Genomic DNA, 18,316 nt, shown 5'->3' with positions numbered 1-18,316 from the left:
GCGCACACACGAACCGCGGGGCCGGGTTTCAGCCACACGATTCGGTTCAGGACGACGGATACGTCGTGTTGGTTTGTGCGTTGCATCATGATTTGACAGTAACAGCCGCTGACGAGTGCGGTCAAGCGCGGGCGGCCAGTTCGTCTGTAACCGATTTGATCAGCCGGTACGCGAGGCTCGCGCCACTCGGGATGTGCGGCAGCGCATCGAAGCGATACCAGCCGGCATCCTCGATTTCGCCGGGCTGGCAGACAATCTCGCCACCGGCATAGTCGGCGATAAAGGCCAGCATCAGCGAATGCGGATAGGGCCAGCTCTGGCTGCCGAACCAGCGCAGATTGGTGATTTCGAGGCCGACCTCTTCACGCACCTCGCGCACGGCCGCTGCTTCCAGCGTCTCTCCGGCATCGACAAAGCCGGCAATCAGCCCGTACACGCCGGGGATGAAATGCGGCGAGCGTGCCAGCAGGATTTCCTCGCCACGGCGGATCAGCACCATCACGGCCGGCGAATGGCGCGGCCAGGCGCGATGGCCGCAGGACGGGCAGATCACGGCGGCTTCATCGTGCTCCAGCGGCGCGGTGGCATGGCCGCACACGCCGCAGAAGCGGTGCTCGTCGAGAAAATGCAGTAGCTCGCGCCCGCGCGCTGCCAGTGCGTAGTGGCCATGCGGCAGCAGCTCCCAGCTCGCTCGCAGGCCATGCGCACTCAGCCCGGCCATGCTGGCGCCCTCCGGCACGCTGAGCAATTGCACCGGCGCGCCCTGCCAGTGGCCGATCAGCCAGCTGCGCGTACCAGAAGGCCAGTCAAGCTTGCCACTGGGCAGCGCCAGGCTGGCGAGGAGCAGCTCGTTGCGGCAGAACACCACCGCCAGCCCGGCCGGATCGGGAGCGGGCAGGATGCGGAAGGCGGGCAGGAAATCGTCGGGCAGTGAAGGAGAGTGCATGGTCGGATTCTGAGAAAGTTGTGTTGGCGCTGGCCGTCTGGCTACCAGAAGGCCTTGATGAAGAGCGAAATGCCGGTCAGCAGGGTTACGACTTCAAAGCAGCGCTTGACCAGCAGATTGCCCTTCACCAGCGCCCAGTGTGCGCCCAGATAGCCGCCCAGAGCGGAGGCCACCAGCAGCACCGGCACCCAGGGCCAGTAAATGCCGGCCTGCATGGCGAGCGCCAGTGCGCCGGTACCGTTCCAGAACAGGCCGACGAGTACCAGCGTGTAGGCAACGGCACGCTTGTACTCAAACCCGAACCAGTACACCAGCCACAGCGTGACAAAGAGGCCGGTGCCCGACGTCAGCGAGCCGTTCAGCACGCCGATCAGAAACAGCACCGTGGCGCCCAGCCAGAGCCGGCATCCGGACCGATTCCGGGGTATGCCTTGCAGGCCCAATTGGGGCGTGGCTAGTGAGTGAATACCTAGTCCGGTAGTGAGAATCGCCAGCGCCAGCAGCGCCCACTGATCCGGAATGTGCAGGATCAGCCGCGCGCCCAGCAGCACGCCGGGCAGGCCGGCGGCGAGGATGATGGCGGAAAAACGCAGATCGAGCGTGCCCGAGCGCAGGTGTTTCAGCGTCGCCCCGACGCCCAGCGCGACACTGGCGAGCTTGTGCGTGGCGAGCGCCACCGGAAACGCCAGCCCCAGAAACAGCAGGATGGGCAGCTGCAGCAGTCCCGCGCCACCGCCGGCGAGTGCCGAGAGCGTATTGGCGACGAGCGAAACAGCAAACAGCAGCAGCGAATCCAGCACGACAGCGATTCCGGGCAAAACACCAGCTTAGCGCGTTCGATGTCAGCTTCGCGTCACGCTTTGTTCGCCGCATGCGGCAGCCCGCCGCCCTGGCGCGGCGTCCCGGATCTGGCCTGCTGCCTGCCGGCGCTGGATTTCACTGCGGCGCGGGCTTACCATGCGCACCTTCTGACACGATTTCCGGATTCCAGCATGGCCAAAGCCCTTACCCTCGACCGTTTCCTGCAAAGCCAGGGCTTTGGCTCGCGCAAGGGCTGTCGCGATCTGGTCGACGACGGCGAGGTAACGATCAATGGCGTGCCGGCCAAGAGCTGGAAGCAGGAAATCCAGCCCGAGGAAGGCTTGCCGTTCACGGTGTTTGGCGAGGACTGGCAATACCGCAGCCAGGTGTATATCGCGCTGAACAAGCCGTCCGGCTACGAGTGCTCGCGCAAGCCCTCGCACCATCCGCCGGTACTGGAATTGCTGCCGGAAAACTTCGAATGGCGGGATGTGCAGCCGGTGGGCCGGCTGGATCATGACACGACCGGCTTGCTGCTGCTGTCGGACGATGGCGCCTTCATTCACGCGCAAAGCCATCCCCGGCGCCATGTCCCCAAGCTCTATGTGGCGACCTGCGCGGAAGCCGTGACGCCGGAGCTGGTGGCGAAATTGCTCGCCGGTGTGCAGCTGATCGACGAGCCCGCGCCGCTGGCGGCCGTGCACTGCGCACAGCTCGACGAATTCCGCATCGAAATCGTGCTGGAGCAGGGCAAATACCATCAGGTGAAGCGCATGCTAGCCGCTGCCGGCAACCACTGCGCGGCGCTGACGCGCACGGCCATCGGCGGGCTGACGCTGACTGACCTTGATCTTGGCGAGGGTGAGTGGCGCTACCTGACGCCGGAGCAGCTGGCGCTGCTCGCCGCCTGATTGGCGTGTATATGCCTACAGCCATTGCTCCCCAATGGCTGTAGGCATATACCCTTGGTTTTGTTACTGGCTGAGCGAGCAGCCGGTGCACTCGCCAGGCATGCGCTTGGTGCGCAGGTTGCTGACGATGTCCGGCAGCTTGTAGGGGCCGGCGGCCCGGCACATCTCGTCCATCAGGTCGGCCTGCCAGGCGTTGTGCGTATTGCGGACGATGTCCTTCCACTCGGTATTTTCGTTTTTCAGCCAGCTGCCATCGGCCTTGCCCCAGCCATAGGTGCGGTACTGGCTGCTGAAGCAGTCAATGCCTTCATAGATGTAGTTGCGCACCTTGCTGCGCTTGGATTCCACGACAAACACATAGCGGACGATTTCATCGTCCGGACCGATGCTGACGCTATCGAGCGCAATGCCGAAATTGTTGTTCTTCACCGGCTGCAGCACGGTAACCGTCGCCCAGTCTTGCAGCTTTGCCAGTTCGGGCAGGGTGAATTCACCTTCCTTGGGCGGGGCTTTCTTGCTGTTGATCCAGCCACGGATCAGGCCGTCTTCGCCGGGCATGGTGCCATCCGGCGCATGATTGCCGAACTCGTCAGCCAGGGCGCTGGTGGTAACGCCGGCCAGGAGCAGGCCGATAAGGAGGGACGCGCGCATGGTGTTTTCCAGAAAGCAATGGTCTGCGATGCTAACAAAGGACGGGGTGGGGCTCAATCGGCTTTGCAGCAATCAGCCCCGTATCAATCCACCCAGCATCAATTGTGCCGTGGCTGGATCGGGATTACCCGGCCGTTGGGCGGCGGGCTGTGCCAGCTTGGCTGCAGGGTAACATGGTCGATGCGGTAGCGCTCCAGCAACAGTTTGTTGAGTCGTGCCATCAGGGCGGGCCACTGCTGGCCATCCGCAATCTGCAGATGTGCCGACAGAGCCACGCGTTTGCCGCCGATGCGCCAGACATGCAGATCGTGCACCTCGCGCACGCCCGGTTCGGCTGCCAGCGCCATGCCGATTTCGTGCAGCTTGAGGTGTGAGGGCACACCTTCCATCAGGTCGTGCGTGGCCTGCTTCAGCAGTTGCCAGGTCGAGCGCATGATGAGCGCGAGCACCAGCACCGACAGGATGGGGTCGATCGGTTTCCAGCCGGTGAAATAGATGATGGCGCCAGCGGCAATCGCCGCCACCGAGCCCAGCAGATCGCCCAGCACATGGATGAGCGCGGCGCGGCTGTTCATGTTGTCGTGGTCGTGCGAGAGCTGCCACGCGGAGAGTACGTTCACGATCAGGCCGATGATGGCGATGATCATCACGCCGCCGCCGTTCACTTCCTGCGGGTGCAGGAGGCGCTGCACTGCTTCGACACCGATCCACACCACCAGCGCGATCATCGCCAGGCTGTTGATCAGCGCGCCGATGACTTCGGCGCGGCCGAAACCGTAGGAGTGATCGTCATTGGCCGGACGCTGTCCGATCAGGTTGGCAATCAGCGCCAGCAGCAGCGAGGCCGAATCGGTAAACATGTGGCCCGCATCCGACATCAGTGCCAGCGAGCCGGTCCACCAGCCGCCCAGCAGTTCGATAACGGCAAAACCGCCGGTGATCAGCAGCGCAAAGACCAGCCGGCGCTGCGACGCCGGCGCAGCGTGATGATGGTGGTGGTGACTGTGGTCGAATTCGTGGTCATGGGCGGCGTGATGGCCGCCATCGCAATCATGCGGATGGTCGTGGTGGTGCATAGTGGCTTGCTTCCTGGGCGAGTTCCGGCCAGCGGACGCTGACCGCAAAGCCGCCTTCCTGGCGATTGGCGAAATCAAGACTGGCCCCGTGCAGCGTACTGATGCGCTGCACGATCGACAAGCCCAGCCCGGCTCCGGTCTGTGCTTGCCCCGGCGGGCGGAAGAAGCGTTCGCCCAGGCGGGCGAGCACGTCCGGCGCGACACCGGGTCCGCTGTCGGTAACGGTAAAACCGCGCGACTGCAGGCTGATCACCACCGGTGCCTTGCCATAACGCAGGCTGTTGTCGATCAGGTTGCGCAGCAAGAGGCGCAGCAGGCCGGCGTCACCGACCGGGCAGAATTCGCTGCTGCCGTCGATGCGGATTTCGTCGCTGGCATCATTGGCGTCCGCTGCCTCGCGCACGAGCTGGTTCAGGTCAACGGCGCAGGTGTCAAGCTGGCCAAGGTGTTCGAGCCGCGCCAGATCCAGCAGCTGGTTGACGAGCTGCGTGGTGCGCTGCACGCCGGTCAGTGCATTCTGCAGCGCGCGCTCGCGCGCGTCGGGGCGCGGGCTCTGGCTGGCGACTTCCAGCTGGATCTGCAGTGCAGCCAGCGGTGTACGCAGTTCGTGCGCGGCATCGGCCGTGAAGCGCTTTTCACGCGCCATGGCATTGCTCACAGCAGCAAAAAGCTGATTGAGCTGCTGCGTCAGTGGTTTGATCTCGGCGGGAACCGGGCTGGTGAGTGGGGTCAGGTCTGCCGGAGAGCGTGCAGCCAGTTCGTGCTGCAATTCGCGCAAGGGGCCGAGTGCGCGGCGCACGGCCAGATAGAGTGCCCCCAGCAGCAGCAGGGCGGAAATGGCTGCCGGCCAGCCCAGGTGCTCGAGCATTTCTTCCAGCAGCTCGTCCTGCCAGTCGCTGAGTTCGCCAACGACGACGGTGCGCTCCTCGTCATGCGCCATCGCGATGTGCCAGCGTTCGCCCTGATAATCGATCAGCCGGCGCGAACGACGGTCTTCCTCCGGCGGCAGCAGTGGCAGCGGTGGCTGGCGCTTGCTGGCCAGCAGGCGGCCATCTTTGTCATAAATCGCGAAATTGAAGGTGCGGTCTTTCTTGTGCCGAGCGAGTTGCGTTGTGCCCGGGGCGTCGAAGTCCAGCAGCATGCGCGCGACGTGCTGCAGGCGATGATCGAGCATTTCACCGAATTCATCGCGCAGGACGATGAGCGTGCTGATGCTGAGAATGGCCCACACCAGCAGGGTGGCCAGGCCGGTGAACCACGCCAGCCGGGTGGTGAGCGAGCGGTTGAGCCAGTGTCGCAGCGTGCGTGTCATTCGGCATCCATGCGCCAGCCCAGGCCGCGCTGGTTGCGAATGGCATCAACCCCCAGTTTCTTGCGCAGGTGCGAGAGGTGGACGTCGAGCGAATTGCTTTCGAGTTCGCTCTGCCAGCCGAACAGTTTTTCTTCCAGCTGCGTGCGCGACAGATAGTGCGGAGCATTCATCATCAGCAGATACAGCAGACGGTATTCGGTCGCAGTCAGCTCCAGTGTTTGGTTATCAAGCAATACCTGCTGTTTTGATGGAATGAGGCGGATATTGCGCCAGCTCAGCGTTTCACTGGCATGGCCGTGGCTGCGCCGCAGCAGCGCTTGCAGGCGGGCGGTCAGCTCGCCCAGCGCGAAGGGCTTGGGCAGGTAGTCGTCGGCGCCGCTGTTGAGCCCCTCGATGCGCTGGTCGATCTGGCTGCGGGCGGTGAGCAGCAGCACCGGAATGGCATCGGGTTTGGCGCGCAGTTGCTTCAGGATGGTGAGGCCATCCATGTGCGGCAGGTTGATGTCGAGCACGACCGCGTCGAACTGGTGCGGCACCGAAAGGGCATGCCAGGCGGCCAGCCCGTCGGTGAGCCATTCGACGGTAAAGCCCGCATCGAGCAGGCCTTCCTTGATGCCGTCGCCCAGCAGGGCATCGTCTTCGACCAGCAGCAGTTGCATTGAGAGTTATTGATCCTGTTCGTGAGAAGCCGAGTCTAGCCGTTTGTAGCCGTGCACCATGGCCAGCGGCAGGTTTTCGCGGTGGCGGATGCTTTCCACGATGGCTGCCAGTACATGCAGGCCGACGCAGGCGATCAGCGTGTTGGCGAAGCCTTCGTGCAGCTCCTCCAGCCATTCCTCGCCCCAGAAGGCATCCAGCCCCATCATATATCCGGTGGCGCCCAGCGTCAGCACCAGTGTCATCAGCAGCAGCATCATGAGTGCTCCGGCAGGATTGTGCCCGAGCACGCGTGGCGGCTGTCCGCGCAGCAGCGCTTTCAGATAGGGAAACAGGCGTCCGGGGGTCGGAAACCAGTCGGAAAAGCGGGCGTGGCGTGTGCCGATCAGCCCCCAGAGCAGGCGGGTGAGCACGATGGCGCTGGCGATGTAGCCTGCCCAGCGGTGCCAGGTTTCACCGGATTCGTTAATGAAATTGCCCAGCACGCAGAGGACCAGCCCCCAGTGCAGGATGCGGACCAGCGGATCCCAGACCTTGACGCGTTGCATCGTGATTCTCCTCGGTTTGCAGTGCGGGAAACAGCAGCCATGCCGACAGCGCGGCGACAATCGCCCAGCTCAGCCAGACCGACCACAGCGTGTGCGACAGCAGGTGCGCGCCGCGCATCTGCTGCAGCCAGCCAAGCAGCAGGCCTGGTGCCAGCAGCAGGGGAGTCATCCGTAGCGCCCGGCGCGGCTGATCGGGCAGCCAGCAGGCAATCAGCCCCAGCAGCCAGAGCGCACTGGTGGCATGGCCGGCAGGGAAGCACTGACCTCCAGCGACACCGGCAGGCAGCGCGTCAAGCAGGCGCAGGAAGGGCGCATGGCCGCCCCAGCGGTCGATGTCCCACGGGCAGTGCAGGCTGCTGAAATGCTTGAGAGTGGCGATGATACTGGGTACCAGTATGATGCTGAGACCAATTACCAGTGAGCGTCTTAGGGCGATACCCTGAATTTTTTTGGTTTGCCATTGTCGCAGCATGCCAAGGAGCAGCGCGCCGCCGAGCAACTGGAAAGCCAGCTTGAGCCAGTGATGCCCCAGCTCGGCCGTCAACCAGGCGTCGCGCCAGGGAAAGCGTTGCTGGATCGTGTCGTAATAGTAGTCGGTCAGCCGGATGTCCCAGTCCGTGAACTGGTTGATCGCCAGCAGAAGCAGTGCCACCAGCAGCAAGCCAGTGGCATTGACCGCGATGAACTGCCGGCGGGCAGGATGACTGCGGGCCATGGGCATCCGGCTCCGGCTTACTTGCCGATTTCGGACTTGACGATGCTCAGGTCCTTGGTGTCGAAGTAGACTTCGGCCTTCTTGCCTTCCTTGTTCCAGCCGTAGATTTCATAGCATTCGCCGGACACCTTGAACTTCTTGATCTTGTAGCCCATTTCGGTGATCTTGGCCTGGGCCTGTGCTTCCGGCATCCATTCAGCCTTCGGGTGTTTGGTGCAGTCGGCGGAAGCCAGGGCGGAGCCGGCGATCAGAGTGGCGGACACGGCAGCGATGAGTTTCAGCATGGTCAATCTCCAGTAGGTGCGGTGGTTTTGCAGAATCTGCAGGTGTATTTGAACCGGCGTGCATGAAGCGGAACTTAAGCCTTGCTGCGGATTTTTACCGCCCGTCGGGCATGCCGGCCTTGCGCAGCGCTGCCGCTGGCGACGGAAACACCGTAAAATCATGTTTTTGCCGCTTGCCACTGCCATGTCCGATTCTTCTGCCCGCCCGACTGCCGACCTGAGCGCCGATCTGTCCGGCCTGAATTGCCCCCTGCCCATCCTGCGCACCAAGAAGGCGCTGGCAACGCTGGCTGGTGGCCAGCTGCTGCAGGTCACCTGCACCGACCCGGCCACGCCGACCGATTTTGCTGCGTTCTGCAAACAAACCGGCAATGTGTTGGTCGAGCACTGGGTCGAGGACGGCAAATTCCTGTTTCTGATCCAGAAGCGCCCCGACTGATTTCACCGAGACTTTCGCCATGCAAACCCTGACCATTACCCGCCCAGATGACTGGCACCTGCACCTGCGTGACGGTGAGTTCCTGAAATCGGTCGTGCCGCACACCGCCCGCGAATTCGGTCGCGCCATCGTGATGCCGAATCTGCGTCCGCCGGTAACGACGGTGGCTGAGGCTGCCGCCTACCGCGAGCGCATTCTGGCTGCCGTGCCAGAGGGTATGTCCTTCGAGCCCTTGATGACGCTGTATCTGACCGACAATACCTCGCCGGATGAAATTGTTCGCGCCAGGGAATCCGGTTTCGTGCATGGCGTGAAGCTGTATCCGGCGGGTGCTACCACCAACTCCGACAGCGGTGTCACCGACCTTGATCGCCGAATGGCTGTGCTGGAAAAAATGGCCGAAGTCGGGCTGAATTTCCTGGTGCACGGCGAAGTCACCGATGCGGAAATCGACATTTTTGATCGCGAAGCCGTGTTCATCGACCGGGTAATGCAGCCGCTGCTCAAGCGTCTGCCCGAGCTGAAAGTGGTGTTCGAGCACATCACCACCAAGGACGCTGCCGACTTTGTTGCCAGCGCGCCCGCCAATGTGGCCGCGACCATCACCGCGCACCATCTGCTCTATAACCGCAATGCCATGCTGGCCGGCGGCATTCGCCCGCACTACTACTGCCTGCCGATCCTCAAGCGCGAGGTGCATCGCCAGGCGCTGGTGCGCGCGGCGACCAGCGGTTCGGCCAAGTTCTTCCTTGGTACCGACAGCGCTCCGCACGCCAGGGGCGCCAAGGAAACGTCCTGCGGCTGTGCCGGCGCCTATACCGCGCACGCTGCCGTACCGCTGTATGCCGAAGCCTTCGATGCGGTGGGCAAACTTGACCAGCTCGAAGCCTTTGCCAGCCTGAACGGCCCGGCCTTCTATGGCCTGAAACCCAATGCGGACCAGATCACGCTGGTGAAGGAAAGCTGGACGGTGCCGGACGAATACGCCTTCGGTGACAGTGTCGTGGTGCCGCTGCGTGCCGGCAGCAGCATTGCCTGGAAGCTGTTGTGATGCGCGGGGCTGACTGCTGATGGCCAATTCCGATCGCATGGTCATCCGTCGCGGCACGGACAATCTGGCCTGGTGGCTCTTTGGCGCTGGTCTGCTGACGGCCGGTGCGTGGGGCCTGCCGCTGATCGAGGGCGGGCTGGAGCACAATTTCTACGGCGTGTTCTGGTACACGATGCTGGCGGCAGGTGCGTTCTTCTGGGCGCTGCCGACCGAGCAACTGTGCGATGGCGAGCATCTCATCCGGCGCACCCGCCTGTTCGGGCTGTTCGCGCTGTGGCAGCGCAGCCTGCCGCTGGTGCAGTTCACGGCGATCCGGCTGGAGCAGGAGCCCAATCTGTTCCGGCGCGACAGCGTCTGGGTGATGGTGGTCGGGGATGAAGAGGGCGCACCGCGCTTTGCGTTTGCACAGTTTCCTGCATCGAAAGCCGGCATCGCCAAAGCCGCCGCGCTGGCGGAAGCACTGGCTGCGCTTGCTCGCTTGCCGGTACGCAGCGGCGACTGAAGCGCTCAGCCGGCACGCTGCTGCAGGTATTCCTGCAGCAACTCATAAGCGGTGCGGGCCGGCAGGTGGAATTCGTGGCTGATGCCGCGCACGATGTCCATGGCTGAGGCGTTGGCAGCGAGATGCTGGTCGATAAACTGGCGAATCTGGTTTGGCATGATTTTCTCCTTTTTTATCATGCCTTTATCATCTCGCCTGCGGCCCCCGCGTGTTGTTGCAGTAATGCTGGTGGCATGGCTGCAATATTACCCTTGCCCGCCCGCCTGCACGATCAAGTAGCCGGGGCCTGATCGAGCAGCTCCCGCGCTTTCAGCGATTCCTTGTCGCCTGCCCGGATGAAGGCGCAGGAAGTGCTGAATGGAATGTCCAGTATTTCGCGCAAACTGCGGCGGCGCGAAGCGGAGAGTCCCTGACTGCTTTCCTGGTCCGGCTTTGTGTGCTGGTGCTCCATGATGCACTCCTTGTTTGGCATGAGTGCTCATTTTCCTGCCCTCACTGGGGCGAGTGCGCGGCAGTATTCCCGCATTCCGCCGTAATAAATGCCAGCCGGGTTTGCCCCGCCGGCGTTTGTGCCGGATAATCGGCCGCGCAAAGCAGGCCAGACTGTCGCCGCCCCGGTAACGGGGGGGAGGAAAGTCCGGGCTCCACAGGGCAGGATGCCGGCTAACGGCCGGGCGTCGCGAGGCGACGGAAAGTGCAACAGAGAGCTGAACCGCCGATGATCCGGGTTGAAAGCCACACTGAAGGTGGCAGGACCGGGTACAGGTAAGGGTGAAAAGGTGGCTGCGTCGGCAGCGTCCGCAAGGATCGGTAAGAGCGCACCGCCGGGGTGGCAACATTCCCGGGCAGGGTAAACCCCATCCGGAGCAAGACCAAGCAGCAGACGTCGAGGCGGCCCGCCGAGTCTGCGGGTAGGTTGCTTGAGCCGTCCAGCAATGGCCGGCCTAGAGGAATGACAGTTGCCCGCCTTTCGGGGAGGGAGACAGAACCCGGCTTACCGGCCTGCTTTGCCTTTCCTTTTCAAATACCCGCTTATCTATAAAGCGGCAGCCCTTTCTTGCAAAGGGTTGTCGGGCTATACCTGGCTTACCCAGCGCGGGTTGGCTTCGTAATCGATTACCCATTGCGGGAACAGGTCTGCCGGCATCGGGCGGGCAATGCCGTAACCCTGCACATGCGCACAACCCAGGCTGAGCAGCAGGCTGCCGTGTTCGGCGGTTTCCACGCCCTCGGCAATCACCTTGCGCTCGAAGGCTTCGGCCAGGCTGATGACCGCACGCACGATGGCTTCATCATTGGGGTCGGACAGCATGTTGCGTACGAAGGACTGGTCGATTTTCAGCACTTCGGCCGGCAGGCGCTTGAAATAGGTCAGCGAGGAATAGCCGGTGCCGAAGTCGTCCAGCGCAAAACGTACACCCATGCCGCGGCAGATGTTGAGGATGCGGATGGCCCGGCCGATGTCTTCCAGTGCGGCCGACTCGACGATTTCGATTTCCAGCAATGCCGGGTCCACTGCGTCGTGGCGGGCCAGCGCCTTGGCCAGCAGCAGCGGGAAGTCGGCATTGGCCAGCTGGCGTGGCGAGACATTCACGCTGATGGGCACATGCAGGCCGACGGCCTGCCAGCTCTGCATCTGCGCGAGTACCGTGCCGATGATCCAGTAGCCAACGTCGCTGACCAGTGTCGAGCTTTCGAGCACCGGCAGGAATTCGCCGGGCATCACCATGCCGCGCTCGGGGTGCTCCCAGCGCAGCAGGGCTTCGGCGCCGATCACGCGACCGGTAAGCATGTCGATCTTGGGTTGGTAATACAGCCGCAGCTCGTTGTCGGCCTGTGCGCGCGCGATGCGGTCGAGCAGCTGGCGCTGGCTGCGCACCTGCAGATCCTGGGCCGCGTCGAAGAAATGGAAGCGGTTGGCGCCCGATTGCTTGGCGGTATACATCGCCTGGTCGGCGTGGCGCATCAGCCCTTCGGCGTCGGCACCGTCCTGCGGATAGAGCGTCACGCCGAGGCTGGCCGACACGTTCAGCACATCGCCCTCGTGCAGATAGGGTACGGCGATGACATGCAGGATGCGCTGCAGCGCCTGCTCGCATTCCTCGGTGGAAGTGTGGTTGCCCAGCAGCAGCACGAATTCGTCGCCACCCAGCCGCGCGACGGTATCGCCACCGCGCACATTGTCGATGAGCCGCCGGCTGATTTCGACCAGCAGGTCGTCGCCGACTTCATGGCCGTAACGGTCATTGATCGGCTTGAAATCGTCCAGATCCAGATAGCACACCGCCAGGAGGAGGCCGCTGCGCCGCGCCAGTGCCAGCGCCTGCTCGAGCCGGTCGGCGAGCAGCACGCGGTTGGGCAGGCCGGTCAGCGCGTCGTAGTGAGCCAGCAATTCGAGCTTCTGTTCCTGCTGCTTGAGCTGCGTGATGTCGGCGTAGACGCCGACATAGTGGCTGATGGCCTGGTCGGCATTGCGTACGGCGGAGATGGTCAGCAGGTCGACGCACAGCTCACCACTCTTGCGGCGGTTCCAGATTTCACCCCGCCAGAAGCCGTTGCGGGTGATCTGCTCCCACATCGCGTTGAAGTAGTCGCGGTTGTGGCGCCCGGAGCGCAGCATGGTCGGTTTTTGGCCGATCAGGTCGTCGCGGCTGAAGCCGGTCAGCTCGTTGAAGGTCTGATTCATGTCGATGATGCGGTTGCTTGCATCGGTGATCAGAATGCCCTCGTGCGCATATTGAAAAACACTGGCAGCCAGCCGCAGCTGTTCCTCAGTTTGCCTGCGGGCAGTGATGTCGATAATCAGCCCGCGCAGTTGCAGTACGCCAGCTTCATTGCGCTGCAAGGATGCCCGGTCATGTAGCCACAACCAGCGACCATCTGCAGTCTGCAGGCGGTATTCGAGTTCATAATCCTTGCCAGCGGCGACATTTTCCTGGGCTATGCGCAGCACATTCGTACGGTCATCGGGGTGGATGCGGGACAGCCAGAATCCCTCCTGCATCCAGTTGTGCAGTGAATAGCCCAGCAGGCGCTCGCATTGGCCGCTGACAAACGTCGTATTGTGCGTTTTCGGGTCGGCCTCCCAGACGATGCCGTCCACATTGTGCAGCAGCTCTTCGTAGCGGCTTTTGGTGTCGTTGATGGCCTGGCTGATGAGTTTCTGCTGCGTGATGTCCTCATGCGCCAGCAGAATCTGCCCGCCGAGCTGGTGCACGCGCTGCATGCGACACAGGAACCACTGGATTTCCTGCTCGCAGGGCGCGGGAATTTCCATTTCGAAATAGTCGAGTTCGCCGCGCAGGACAGTATTCAGGCCTGCCTGGTAGGCATCGTGCAGCTCGGCATACTGGTAGCGTGCGGCGCTGTCATGGCGCTGGCCGATACGCAGGCATTCATTGGGGGCGATGCCATAGCGGTTTTCGAAACGCTGCCATGATTCGTTGGCGGTAACGACATTGCCGCGCTCGTCCAGGATGGCGATGCAGGCCGACAGCGCATCAAGCATCGCACGGGCCTTGGTTTCCGAGCGGATCAGCTCACCCAGCGATTCCTGCTGGGCGCTGAGGTCGATGATGGTGCCCGTCATCCGGATCGGGCTGCCATCCTCCGCCCACTCAATCACCTTGCCGCGCGACACGCACCAGTGCCAGCTGCCGTCGGCCTGCTGCAGGCGCCACTTGCCTTCGAATTCCGGCGTTTTGCCTTCCAGGTGCGCGAGCAGTGCCGCGTCGGCATTGGCTTCGTCGAGCGGATGACGGATCTTGCGCCAGTCGTCGATGTGCGTATCCAGCGTCGCAAATACATGGCCGTAATTGCGGTGGAACTGCTCGTTGACATGGATGATGCCGCTGACGATGTCGTAATCCCAGGCGCCGATCTGCGCGTCGCGCAGTACCATGTTCATGTGCTGGGTGAGGGCGGCGATTTCCTGGCGCGCGTGGTGGGAGGGCGTGATGTCGGTCCAGAGCGTTGCCAGCATTGCCTCGCCCTGCACCAGTACCGGCCGGCTGCTGATGCGGACGTTGATGCGCGAGCCGCCCTTGGAATTAAGCAGTGTATCGTGGATGGTGCATTGTCCGTCCTTGGCTTTACGCGTATACCCTAGCCATGTATTGATTTCATCGCCGCTGCCGAGCTGGCTCAGGGACAGCCTGCCGAACTCGGCCGGCGTATAACCGAGCATGTCGGCTGCCGCCGGGTTGAATTCGATGATGCTGGCTTCGTTCGGATTGATCAGCACGATGGCGTCGCGTGCCTGGGTGACGAGCGCGGTATACAGCTCGCGGCGCATCTGTACCTCATCGCGCAGCGCCGACAATTCGCGCTGATCGAAGAGCAGGCCGATCTGGTGCAGCTCATCCAATGACCAGATCACCCACTGCACGCGCATTTCGTCGAGTGAGCGGTCGAGTACCCAGCCTTCCAGCATCAGCGGAGGCTGCTCCGGTTGCAATTGCTGCAGGCGGCTGCTCAGGCGGAAGTGTTCGCTGACTGGCAGCAATTCATTCAGGAAGTGCCCCTGCAGGAGTTCCTCATCGCGTCCCAGCAACTCGGTCGCCGCAGGCGAGGCCTGCAGCAGGCTCAGCTGCCTGTCCCAGACCAGTACCGCTAACCGGCTTTGCTCGATGAATTGCCATGCCCCCGGCATGGTCAGGTTCGGAGCCGGTTCGGCAGGAAAGGTGGGAGTCAAAACGCAATCGCCTGAAAGGTTGGTGACAACATAATGCTAGCGAATATCGCCATGTTTGCCAGTTACTTGCCGTCCTTCAGGTCAGGGCAGGTGCCGGGCGGTATCAGGATTATTGTGTATTGCACCCGATACCGCACCATTATTGCACGTTATGCCGCATCAAGCGCCTGAGCGAGGTCGGCCAGGATGTCATCAATGTGCTCGATCCCGATCGACAGGCGCACCATGTCCTCGCTGACGCCCGCCTTCTTGAGTTCTTCCGGCGAGAGCTGGCGGTGCGTGGTACTGGCCGGATGGGTGGCCAGACTCTTGGCGTCGCCAATGTTGACCAGCCGGGTGACAAGTTGCAGCGCATCCTGGAAGCGTGCGCCAGCATCGCGGCCGCCCTGCACGCCAAAGGTCAGCAGGCCGGAAGCCTTGCCGCCGAAGTACTTGTCAACCAGCGGACGGCTCGGGTGATCCGGCAGACCGGCGTAATTGACCCAGTTCACCTTCGGGTGAGTCTTGAGGAATTCGGCGACCTTCAGCGCGTTTTCCACATGCCGATCCATGCGCAGCGCCAGGGTTTCCAGCCCCTGCAGAATCAGGAAGGCGTTGAACGGCGAAATGCACGCGCCCATATTGCGCAGCGGCACGGTACGCGCACGGCCGATGAAGGCGGCCGGGCCGAGTGCCTCGGTATAAACCACACCGTGGTAGCTCACTTCCGGCTCGTTCAGACGCTTGAAGCGCGCCTTGTGTTCGGCCCACGGGAATTTGCCGGAATCGACGATGATGCCGCCGATGCTGGTGCCATGGCCGCCGATGTATTTGGTCAGCGAATGCACGACGATGTCCGCACCGTGCTCGATCGGGCGGGTCAGGTACGGCGTCGGCACGGTGTTGTCGACGATCAGCGGTACGCCGCCAGCGTGTGCCACTTCGGCGAACGCGGCGAAATCGACGACATTGCCCAGCGGGTTGCCGATCGATTCGCAATAAATTGCCTTCGTGCGTCCATCGATCAGCGCTGCCGCCGCTTGTGGATCATTGGCATCGACAAATTTCACCGCAATGCCGTACTGCGGCAGTGTGTGGGCGAACAGATTGTAGGTGCCGCCATACAGCGCGCTGGTGGCGATGATGTTGTCGCCCGCTTCGGCAATGGTCAGGATCGCATAGGTGATCGCCGCCTGGCCGGAGGCAAGCGCCAGCGCACCGATGCCGCCTTCCAGCGCCGCGACACGCTGTTCGAGCACGTCGGTGGTTGGATTCATGATGCGCGTGTAAATATTGCCCTTCACTTTCAGGTCGAACAGGTCGGCGCCATGCTGGGTGTCGTCGAAGGCGTAGCTGGTGGTCTGGTAAATGGGTACGGCCACTGACTTGGTAGTCGGGTCGATTTCATAACCGGCATGGATGGCAAGCGTGTCGAACTTCATGCAGAACTCCCTGTTGCGCTAAAGGTTGAGTGGGCCAGAGCTGACTCTAGCATGTCTGGTTATTGCCAAATTGCACTTTTTGATCTGACTTTAGATTGAATCAAGATATGGGGCCGCCATCCGGGCCGGGGACTGTACTTCAGTACAATCGAGTTTGCGCTTGTCATGCCTTATCGTGCACATCAGAAAAATCTAATTCTGGAGTACACCATGGCTGAGCAAACCTCCCAAGCTGGCAAGTCCGCACAAAACCTGATGGTCATCGAAGGTCGCGCCTTCCTGCGCCAGCCCGATGGCTCGCTGCTGCCAGTCAATAATGGAGAGGCGCTGCAGCAAGGGCAAGTGCTGGTAACCGGCACCGACGGCAGCGTCACGCTGCTGTTGCCCAACGGTCAGCTGCTCGAACTCGGTCCCAACCGGAATGTACTCATTGATGGCGATCTGAGCGGCCTGCAGCCGACCGACGCCAGCGAAGCCATGGTGGCCAATGCCGACCAGAGCGTTGAGCAGATTCTCGCCGCGCTGGATCAGGGCAAGGATCTATCCACTGAACTGGAAGCCACCGCCGCCGGTTTGAATGCCGGCGGCCAGGATAGTGGGCACGGCTTTGTACAGCTGCTGCGCATTTCCGAGGCCGTTGATCCGATCCGTTTTGGTCAGACAACAGAGGGCGGTAGTCCGGCTCAGGAAATTCAAACGCAGGTTGTTGATTCCAATAGTGCACCAGTAACAAGTCCGACGTTTGCTTTAGCCACCGAGGGAGGCGAGATCGTTGCAGGGAAGGTGCTTGCGACAGATCCCAACGGTGATTTTCTGACTTACCGTGTCATCGGTTCTTTGCCAGATGGACTGACTTTCAATGATGATGGCACTTACTTGTTTGACCCTAGGCACCCCAGTTACGACCAGTTGGCAAGCGGGGACAAGCAAGATGTTGTTCTTACATATCAAGTCAGCGATGGTAAAGGAGGCTCTGAAACTGGTTCATTGACAATCACTGTGACAGGCGTGAATGACAGCGCAGAGATTGGTAAAGAGCTTGGTGACACTGATTCCGGCTTTGTGAAAGAGGATATTGCAGATCAGAGCGTGGCCTCAGGTCGTTTGACTGTCCGGGATGTCGATCATGACCAGAGCGTTATGCAAACCCAGCAGGTGCGCAACAACTATGGCACTTTCTCGATTGATGCAAAAGGAAATTGGACCTTTGCCATCGATAATTCCAGTCCCGACGTGCAGGCATTGGCCGAAGGAGAGATTGTCCGGCAGGAATTCCAAGTGTACAGCGTCGATGGCACACCGGCCTTGGTTACTATCACCATCATTGGCACCAATGATCTGCCCATCTTTTCCGTAGGCGATGGTCAGGATGCGGGCACCGTTACGGAGGATCAGGGGGTCGTCGATGGCCTGCTTCGAACAGCGGGCGTCCTGACCATCGTCGATGCAGATCGCGGGCAGTCAGGCCTTGATATCAGCAAGGTGCCACAATCGAGCAAAGATGCGCTTGGCACATTGACCATCGATGCCGATGGGAAATGGCAATACGCGGTCGACAATAGCAAGATCCAGTATCTGGCAGCTGGTGAAACAAAGGTCGAAGTGTTCACGGTGACGGCAAAGGATGGAACTACCCATCCGATCACGATCACGATTATTGGCACCGCCGAACAAATCACAGGTGATGACCTTGGCGCGGTCAAGGAAGACACTGTTCTGGCTGACAGTGGTCAGCTGGCAGTGACGGGAGGGCTGACTTTCGAGGCTGATGCAAAGCAAGGCACCTATGGGTCGCTAAGTATTGATAAGAATGGGGCTTGGACTTATACACTTGATAATGGTTCTGCGAAGGTACAATCCCTGAATACAGGGGATGTTCGACAGGACATCTTTACAGTCAAGTTGAGCGACGGCTCCACAAAACAACTCACCATCAATATTGCAGGTCTTGATGAAACGCAGACCGGCGGCAATCACAAGCCTGAGGTTGGGAACTACAGCCACACGGTGAAGGAAGATACCAAGGTGGATGGCCGCGTAGTGGCCACGGATGTGGACAAGGACACGCTGACCTACAGCCTCAAGGATCAGCCGGCTCACGGCACGGTCACGGTGGATGCGGATGGCCAGTACCACTACACCCCGAATACCGACTATGTTGGCACGGACCGCTTCACGGTCCTGGTGGATGACGGGAAGGGCGGCACGACGGTTGCCACGGTCGACCTGACCTTCACGGCCGGCGATGCACCGCAGGCCAATCCGGACACCTTCAAGACGGACGAAGACCGCGCCATCACACTCAAGGC

At 61.7% G+C, this 18,316-nt stretch carries 18 protein-coding genes and 1 other RNA gene; 6 read left to right on the top strand and 13 right to left on the bottom strand.

Annotated features, from left to right (window positions below; genetic code table 11):
* Nucleotides 1-121 precede the first annotated feature (121 nt).
* Together nudC and H559_RS0102825 are read right to left on the bottom strand one after the other, a co-directional pair.
* Nucleotides 122-946, bottom strand: coding sequence for an NAD(+) diphosphatase (nudC, locus tag H559_RS0102830; protein ID WP_028451444.1), 825 nt, complete (start codon nucleotides 944-946; stop codon nucleotides 122-124).
* Between the two features lie 41 nt (nucleotides 947-987).
* Nucleotides 988-1,746: a sulfite exporter TauE/SafE family protein gene (locus tag H559_RS0102825; RefSeq protein ID WP_028451443.1), complete on the bottom strand. Its 759-nt coding sequence runs from the start codon at nucleotides 1,744-1,746 to the stop codon at nucleotides 988-990.
* A 192-nt stretch (nucleotides 1,747-1,938) separates the two neighbouring features.
* On the opposite strand from H559_RS0102825, the gene H559_RS0102820 reads away from it, so the two are divergent.
* Nucleotides 1,939-2,658 carry a pseudouridine synthase gene (locus H559_RS0102820; RefSeq protein WP_028451442.1) on the top strand — a complete coding sequence of 240 codons (720 nt, stop codon included), beginning with the start codon at nucleotides 1,939-1,941 and terminating at the stop codon, nucleotides 2,656-2,658.
* A 63-nt stretch (nucleotides 2,659-2,721) separates the two neighbouring features.
* Here the strand turns inward: H559_RS0102820 and H559_RS0102815 are convergent, their stop codons facing one another.
* The 7 genes from H559_RS0102815 to H559_RS0102785 all read right to left on the bottom strand — a co-directional run bounded on the left by H559_RS0102815 (nucleotide 2,722) and on the right by H559_RS0102785 (nucleotide 7,901).
* Nucleotides 2,722-3,309 (bottom strand): CNP1-like family protein, encoded by a 588-nt coding sequence (locus H559_RS0102815; protein WP_028451441.1) that lies wholly within the window; start codon nucleotides 3,307-3,309, stop codon nucleotides 2,722-2,724.
* Nucleotides 3,310-3,407: 98 nt separating this feature from the next.
* Nucleotides 3,408-4,385: a cation diffusion facilitator family transporter gene (locus H559_RS0102810; RefSeq protein WP_028451440.1), complete on the bottom strand. Its 978-nt coding sequence runs from the start codon at nucleotides 4,383-4,385 to the stop codon at nucleotides 3,408-3,410.
* Nucleotides 4,360-5,697, bottom strand: coding sequence for an ATP-binding protein (locus H559_RS18540; protein WP_051278850.1), 1,338 nt, complete (start codon nucleotides 5,695-5,697; stop codon nucleotides 4,360-4,362). Before H559_RS18540 ends, H559_RS0102810 begins: the two co-directional genes overlap by 26 nt.
* The gene (locus tag H559_RS0102800; protein WP_028451439.1) at nucleotides 5,694-6,356 is read right to left on the bottom strand and encodes a response regulator transcription factor; all 663 of its coding nucleotides are present in this window, start codon (nucleotides 6,354-6,356) and stop codon (nucleotides 5,694-5,696) included. The genes H559_RS18540 and H559_RS0102800 overlap by 4 nt, the downstream gene beginning before the upstream one ends.
* Before the next feature lie 6 nt (nucleotides 6,357-6,362).
* Nucleotides 6,363-6,902: a cytochrome b/b6 domain-containing protein gene (locus tag H559_RS18535; RefSeq protein ID WP_034639552.1), complete on the bottom strand. Its 540-nt coding sequence runs from the start codon at nucleotides 6,900-6,902 to the stop codon at nucleotides 6,363-6,365.
* Nucleotides 6,820-7,617: a phosphatase PAP2 family protein gene (locus tag H559_RS18530; protein WP_051278849.1), complete on the bottom strand. Its 798-nt coding sequence runs from the start codon at nucleotides 7,615-7,617 to the stop codon at nucleotides 6,820-6,822. Before H559_RS18530 ends, H559_RS18535 begins: the two co-directional genes overlap by 83 nt.
* A 17-nt stretch (nucleotides 7,618-7,634) precedes the next feature.
* Complete coding sequence (locus H559_RS0102785) at nucleotides 7,635-7,901, bottom strand: PepSY domain-containing protein (protein ID WP_028451438.1); 267 nt, start codon at nucleotides 7,899-7,901, stop codon at nucleotides 7,635-7,637.
* Nucleotides 7,902-8,085: 184 nt separating this feature from the next.
* On the opposite strand from H559_RS0102785, the gene H559_RS0102780 reads away from it, so the two are divergent.
* The 3 genes from H559_RS0102780 to H559_RS0102770 are packed head-to-tail and all read left to right on the top strand — an operon-like array spanning nucleotide 8,086 to nucleotide 9,893.
* Nucleotides 8,086-8,340: a sulfurtransferase TusA family protein gene (locus H559_RS0102780; protein ID WP_051278948.1), complete on the top strand. Its 255-nt coding sequence runs from the start codon at nucleotides 8,086-8,088 to the stop codon at nucleotides 8,338-8,340.
* 19 nt (nucleotides 8,341-8,359) lie between these two features.
* Nucleotides 8,360-9,391 carry a dihydroorotase gene (gene pyrC / locus H559_RS0102775; RefSeq protein ID WP_028451436.1) on the top strand — a complete coding sequence of 344 codons (1,032 nt, stop codon included), beginning with the start codon at nucleotides 8,360-8,362 and terminating at the stop codon, nucleotides 9,389-9,391.
* A gap of 19 nt (nucleotides 9,392-9,410) precedes the next feature.
* Nucleotides 9,411-9,893, top strand: coding sequence for a hypothetical protein (locus H559_RS0102770; protein ID WP_028451435.1), 483 nt, complete (start codon nucleotides 9,411-9,413; stop codon nucleotides 9,891-9,893).
* Between the two features lie 5 nt (nucleotides 9,894-9,898).
* Here the strand turns inward: H559_RS0102770 and H559_RS22515 are convergent, their stop codons facing one another.
* Together H559_RS22515 and H559_RS0102760 are read right to left on the bottom strand one after the other, a co-directional pair.
* Nucleotides 9,899-10,051, bottom strand: a complete 153-nt coding sequence (locus H559_RS22515) for a hypothetical protein (RefSeq protein WP_155845269.1) — start codon at nucleotides 10,049-10,051, stop codon at nucleotides 9,899-9,901.
* Between the two features lie 113 nt (nucleotides 10,052-10,164).
* Nucleotides 10,165-10,344: a hypothetical protein gene (locus tag H559_RS0102760; protein ID WP_034639550.1), complete on the bottom strand. Its 180-nt coding sequence runs from the start codon at nucleotides 10,342-10,344 to the stop codon at nucleotides 10,165-10,167.
* Between the two features lie 139 nt (nucleotides 10,345-10,483).
* On the opposite strand from H559_RS0102760, the gene rnpB reads away from it, so the two are divergent.
* Nucleotides 10,484-10,906: RNase P RNA component class A (gene rnpB / locus H559_RS21470), an RNA gene on the top strand.
* Nucleotides 10,907-10,968: 62 nt separating this feature from the next.
* Here rnpB and H559_RS21275 read toward each other — a convergent pair.
* Both H559_RS21275 and H559_RS0102750 read right to left on the bottom strand, forming a co-directional pair.
* Nucleotides 10,969-14,586, bottom strand: a complete 3,618-nt coding sequence (locus H559_RS21275; protein ID WP_051278848.1) for an EAL domain-containing protein — start codon at nucleotides 14,584-14,586, stop codon at nucleotides 10,969-10,971.
* A gap of 149 nt (nucleotides 14,587-14,735) precedes the next feature.
* Complete coding sequence (locus H559_RS0102750) at nucleotides 14,736-16,007, bottom strand: O-acetylhomoserine aminocarboxypropyltransferase/cysteine synthase family protein (RefSeq protein WP_028451433.1); 1,272 nt, start codon at nucleotides 16,005-16,007, stop codon at nucleotides 14,736-14,738.
* 210 nt (nucleotides 16,008-16,217) lie between these two features.
* On the opposite strand from H559_RS0102750, the gene H559_RS0102745 reads away from it, so the two are divergent.
* Nucleotides 16,218-18,316: retention module-containing protein (locus H559_RS0102745; RefSeq protein ID WP_028451432.1), on the top strand; the 2,099-nt coding region annotated here is incomplete at its 3' end.

The sequence above is a fragment of the Chitinilyticum aquatile DSM 21506 genome (assembly GCF_000430805.1).
Taxonomy (GTDB): Bacteria; Pseudomonadota; Gammaproteobacteria; order Burkholderiales; family Chitinibacteraceae; genus Chitinilyticum; species Chitinilyticum aquatile.
Note: the sequence above shows the minus strand (reverse complement) of the source record. Positions and strands in the feature narration are given on the sequence as shown.

Excerpts from the sequence above, each read along its gene's own strand:
- H559_RS18530 (WP_051278849.1), bottom strand. The coding sequence starts at position 7,617 with ATGGCCCGCAGTCATCCTGCCCGCCGGCAGTTCATCGCGGTCAATGCC.
- H559_RS0102750 (WP_028451433.1), bottom strand. The coding sequence starts at position 16,007 with ATGAAGTTCGACACGCTTGCCATCCATGCCGGTTATGAAATCGACCCG.
- H559_RS0102780 (WP_051278948.1), top strand. The coding sequence starts at position 8,086 with ATGTCCGATTCTTCTGCCCGCCCGACTGCCGACCTGAGCGCCGATCTG.
- H559_RS18540 (WP_051278850.1), bottom strand. The coding sequence starts at position 5,697 with ATGACACGCACGCTGCGACACTGGCTCAACCGCTCGCTCACCACCCGG.
- H559_RS0102810 (WP_028451440.1), bottom strand. The coding sequence starts at position 4,385 with ATGCACCACCACGACCATCCGCATGATTGCGATGGCGGCCATCACGCC.
- H559_RS0102800 (WP_028451439.1), bottom strand. The coding sequence starts at position 6,356 with ATGCAACTGCTGCTGGTCGAAGACGATGCCCTGCTGGGCGACGGCATC.
- H559_RS18535 (WP_034639552.1), bottom strand. The coding sequence starts at position 6,902 with ATGCAACGCGTCAAGGTCTGGGATCCGCTGGTCCGCATCCTGCACTGG.
- H559_RS0102770 (WP_028451435.1), top strand. The coding sequence starts at position 9,411 with ATGGCCAATTCCGATCGCATGGTCATCCGTCGCGGCACGGACAATCTG.
- H559_RS0102820 (WP_028451442.1), top strand. The coding sequence starts at position 1,939 with ATGGCCAAAGCCCTTACCCTCGACCGTTTCCTGCAAAGCCAGGGCTTT.
- nudC (WP_028451444.1), bottom strand. The coding sequence starts at position 946 with ATGCACTCTCCTTCACTGCCCGACGATTTCCTGCCCGCCTTCCGCATC.
- H559_RS0102815 (WP_028451441.1), bottom strand. The coding sequence starts at position 3,309 with ATGCGCGCGTCCCTCCTTATCGGCCTGCTCCTGGCCGGCGTTACCACC.
- pyrC (WP_028451436.1), top strand. The coding sequence starts at position 8,360 with ATGCAAACCCTGACCATTACCCGCCCAGATGACTGGCACCTGCACCTG.
- H559_RS0102760 (WP_034639550.1), bottom strand. The coding sequence starts at position 10,344 with ATGGAGCACCAGCACACAAAGCCGGACCAGGAAAGCAGTCAGGGACTC.
- H559_RS0102785 (WP_028451438.1), bottom strand. The coding sequence starts at position 7,901 with ATGCTGAAACTCATCGCTGCCGTGTCCGCCACTCTGATCGCCGGCTCC.
- H559_RS22515 (WP_155845269.1), bottom strand. The coding sequence starts at position 10,051 with ATGCCAAACCAGATTCGCCAGTTTATCGACCAGCATCTCGCTGCCAAC.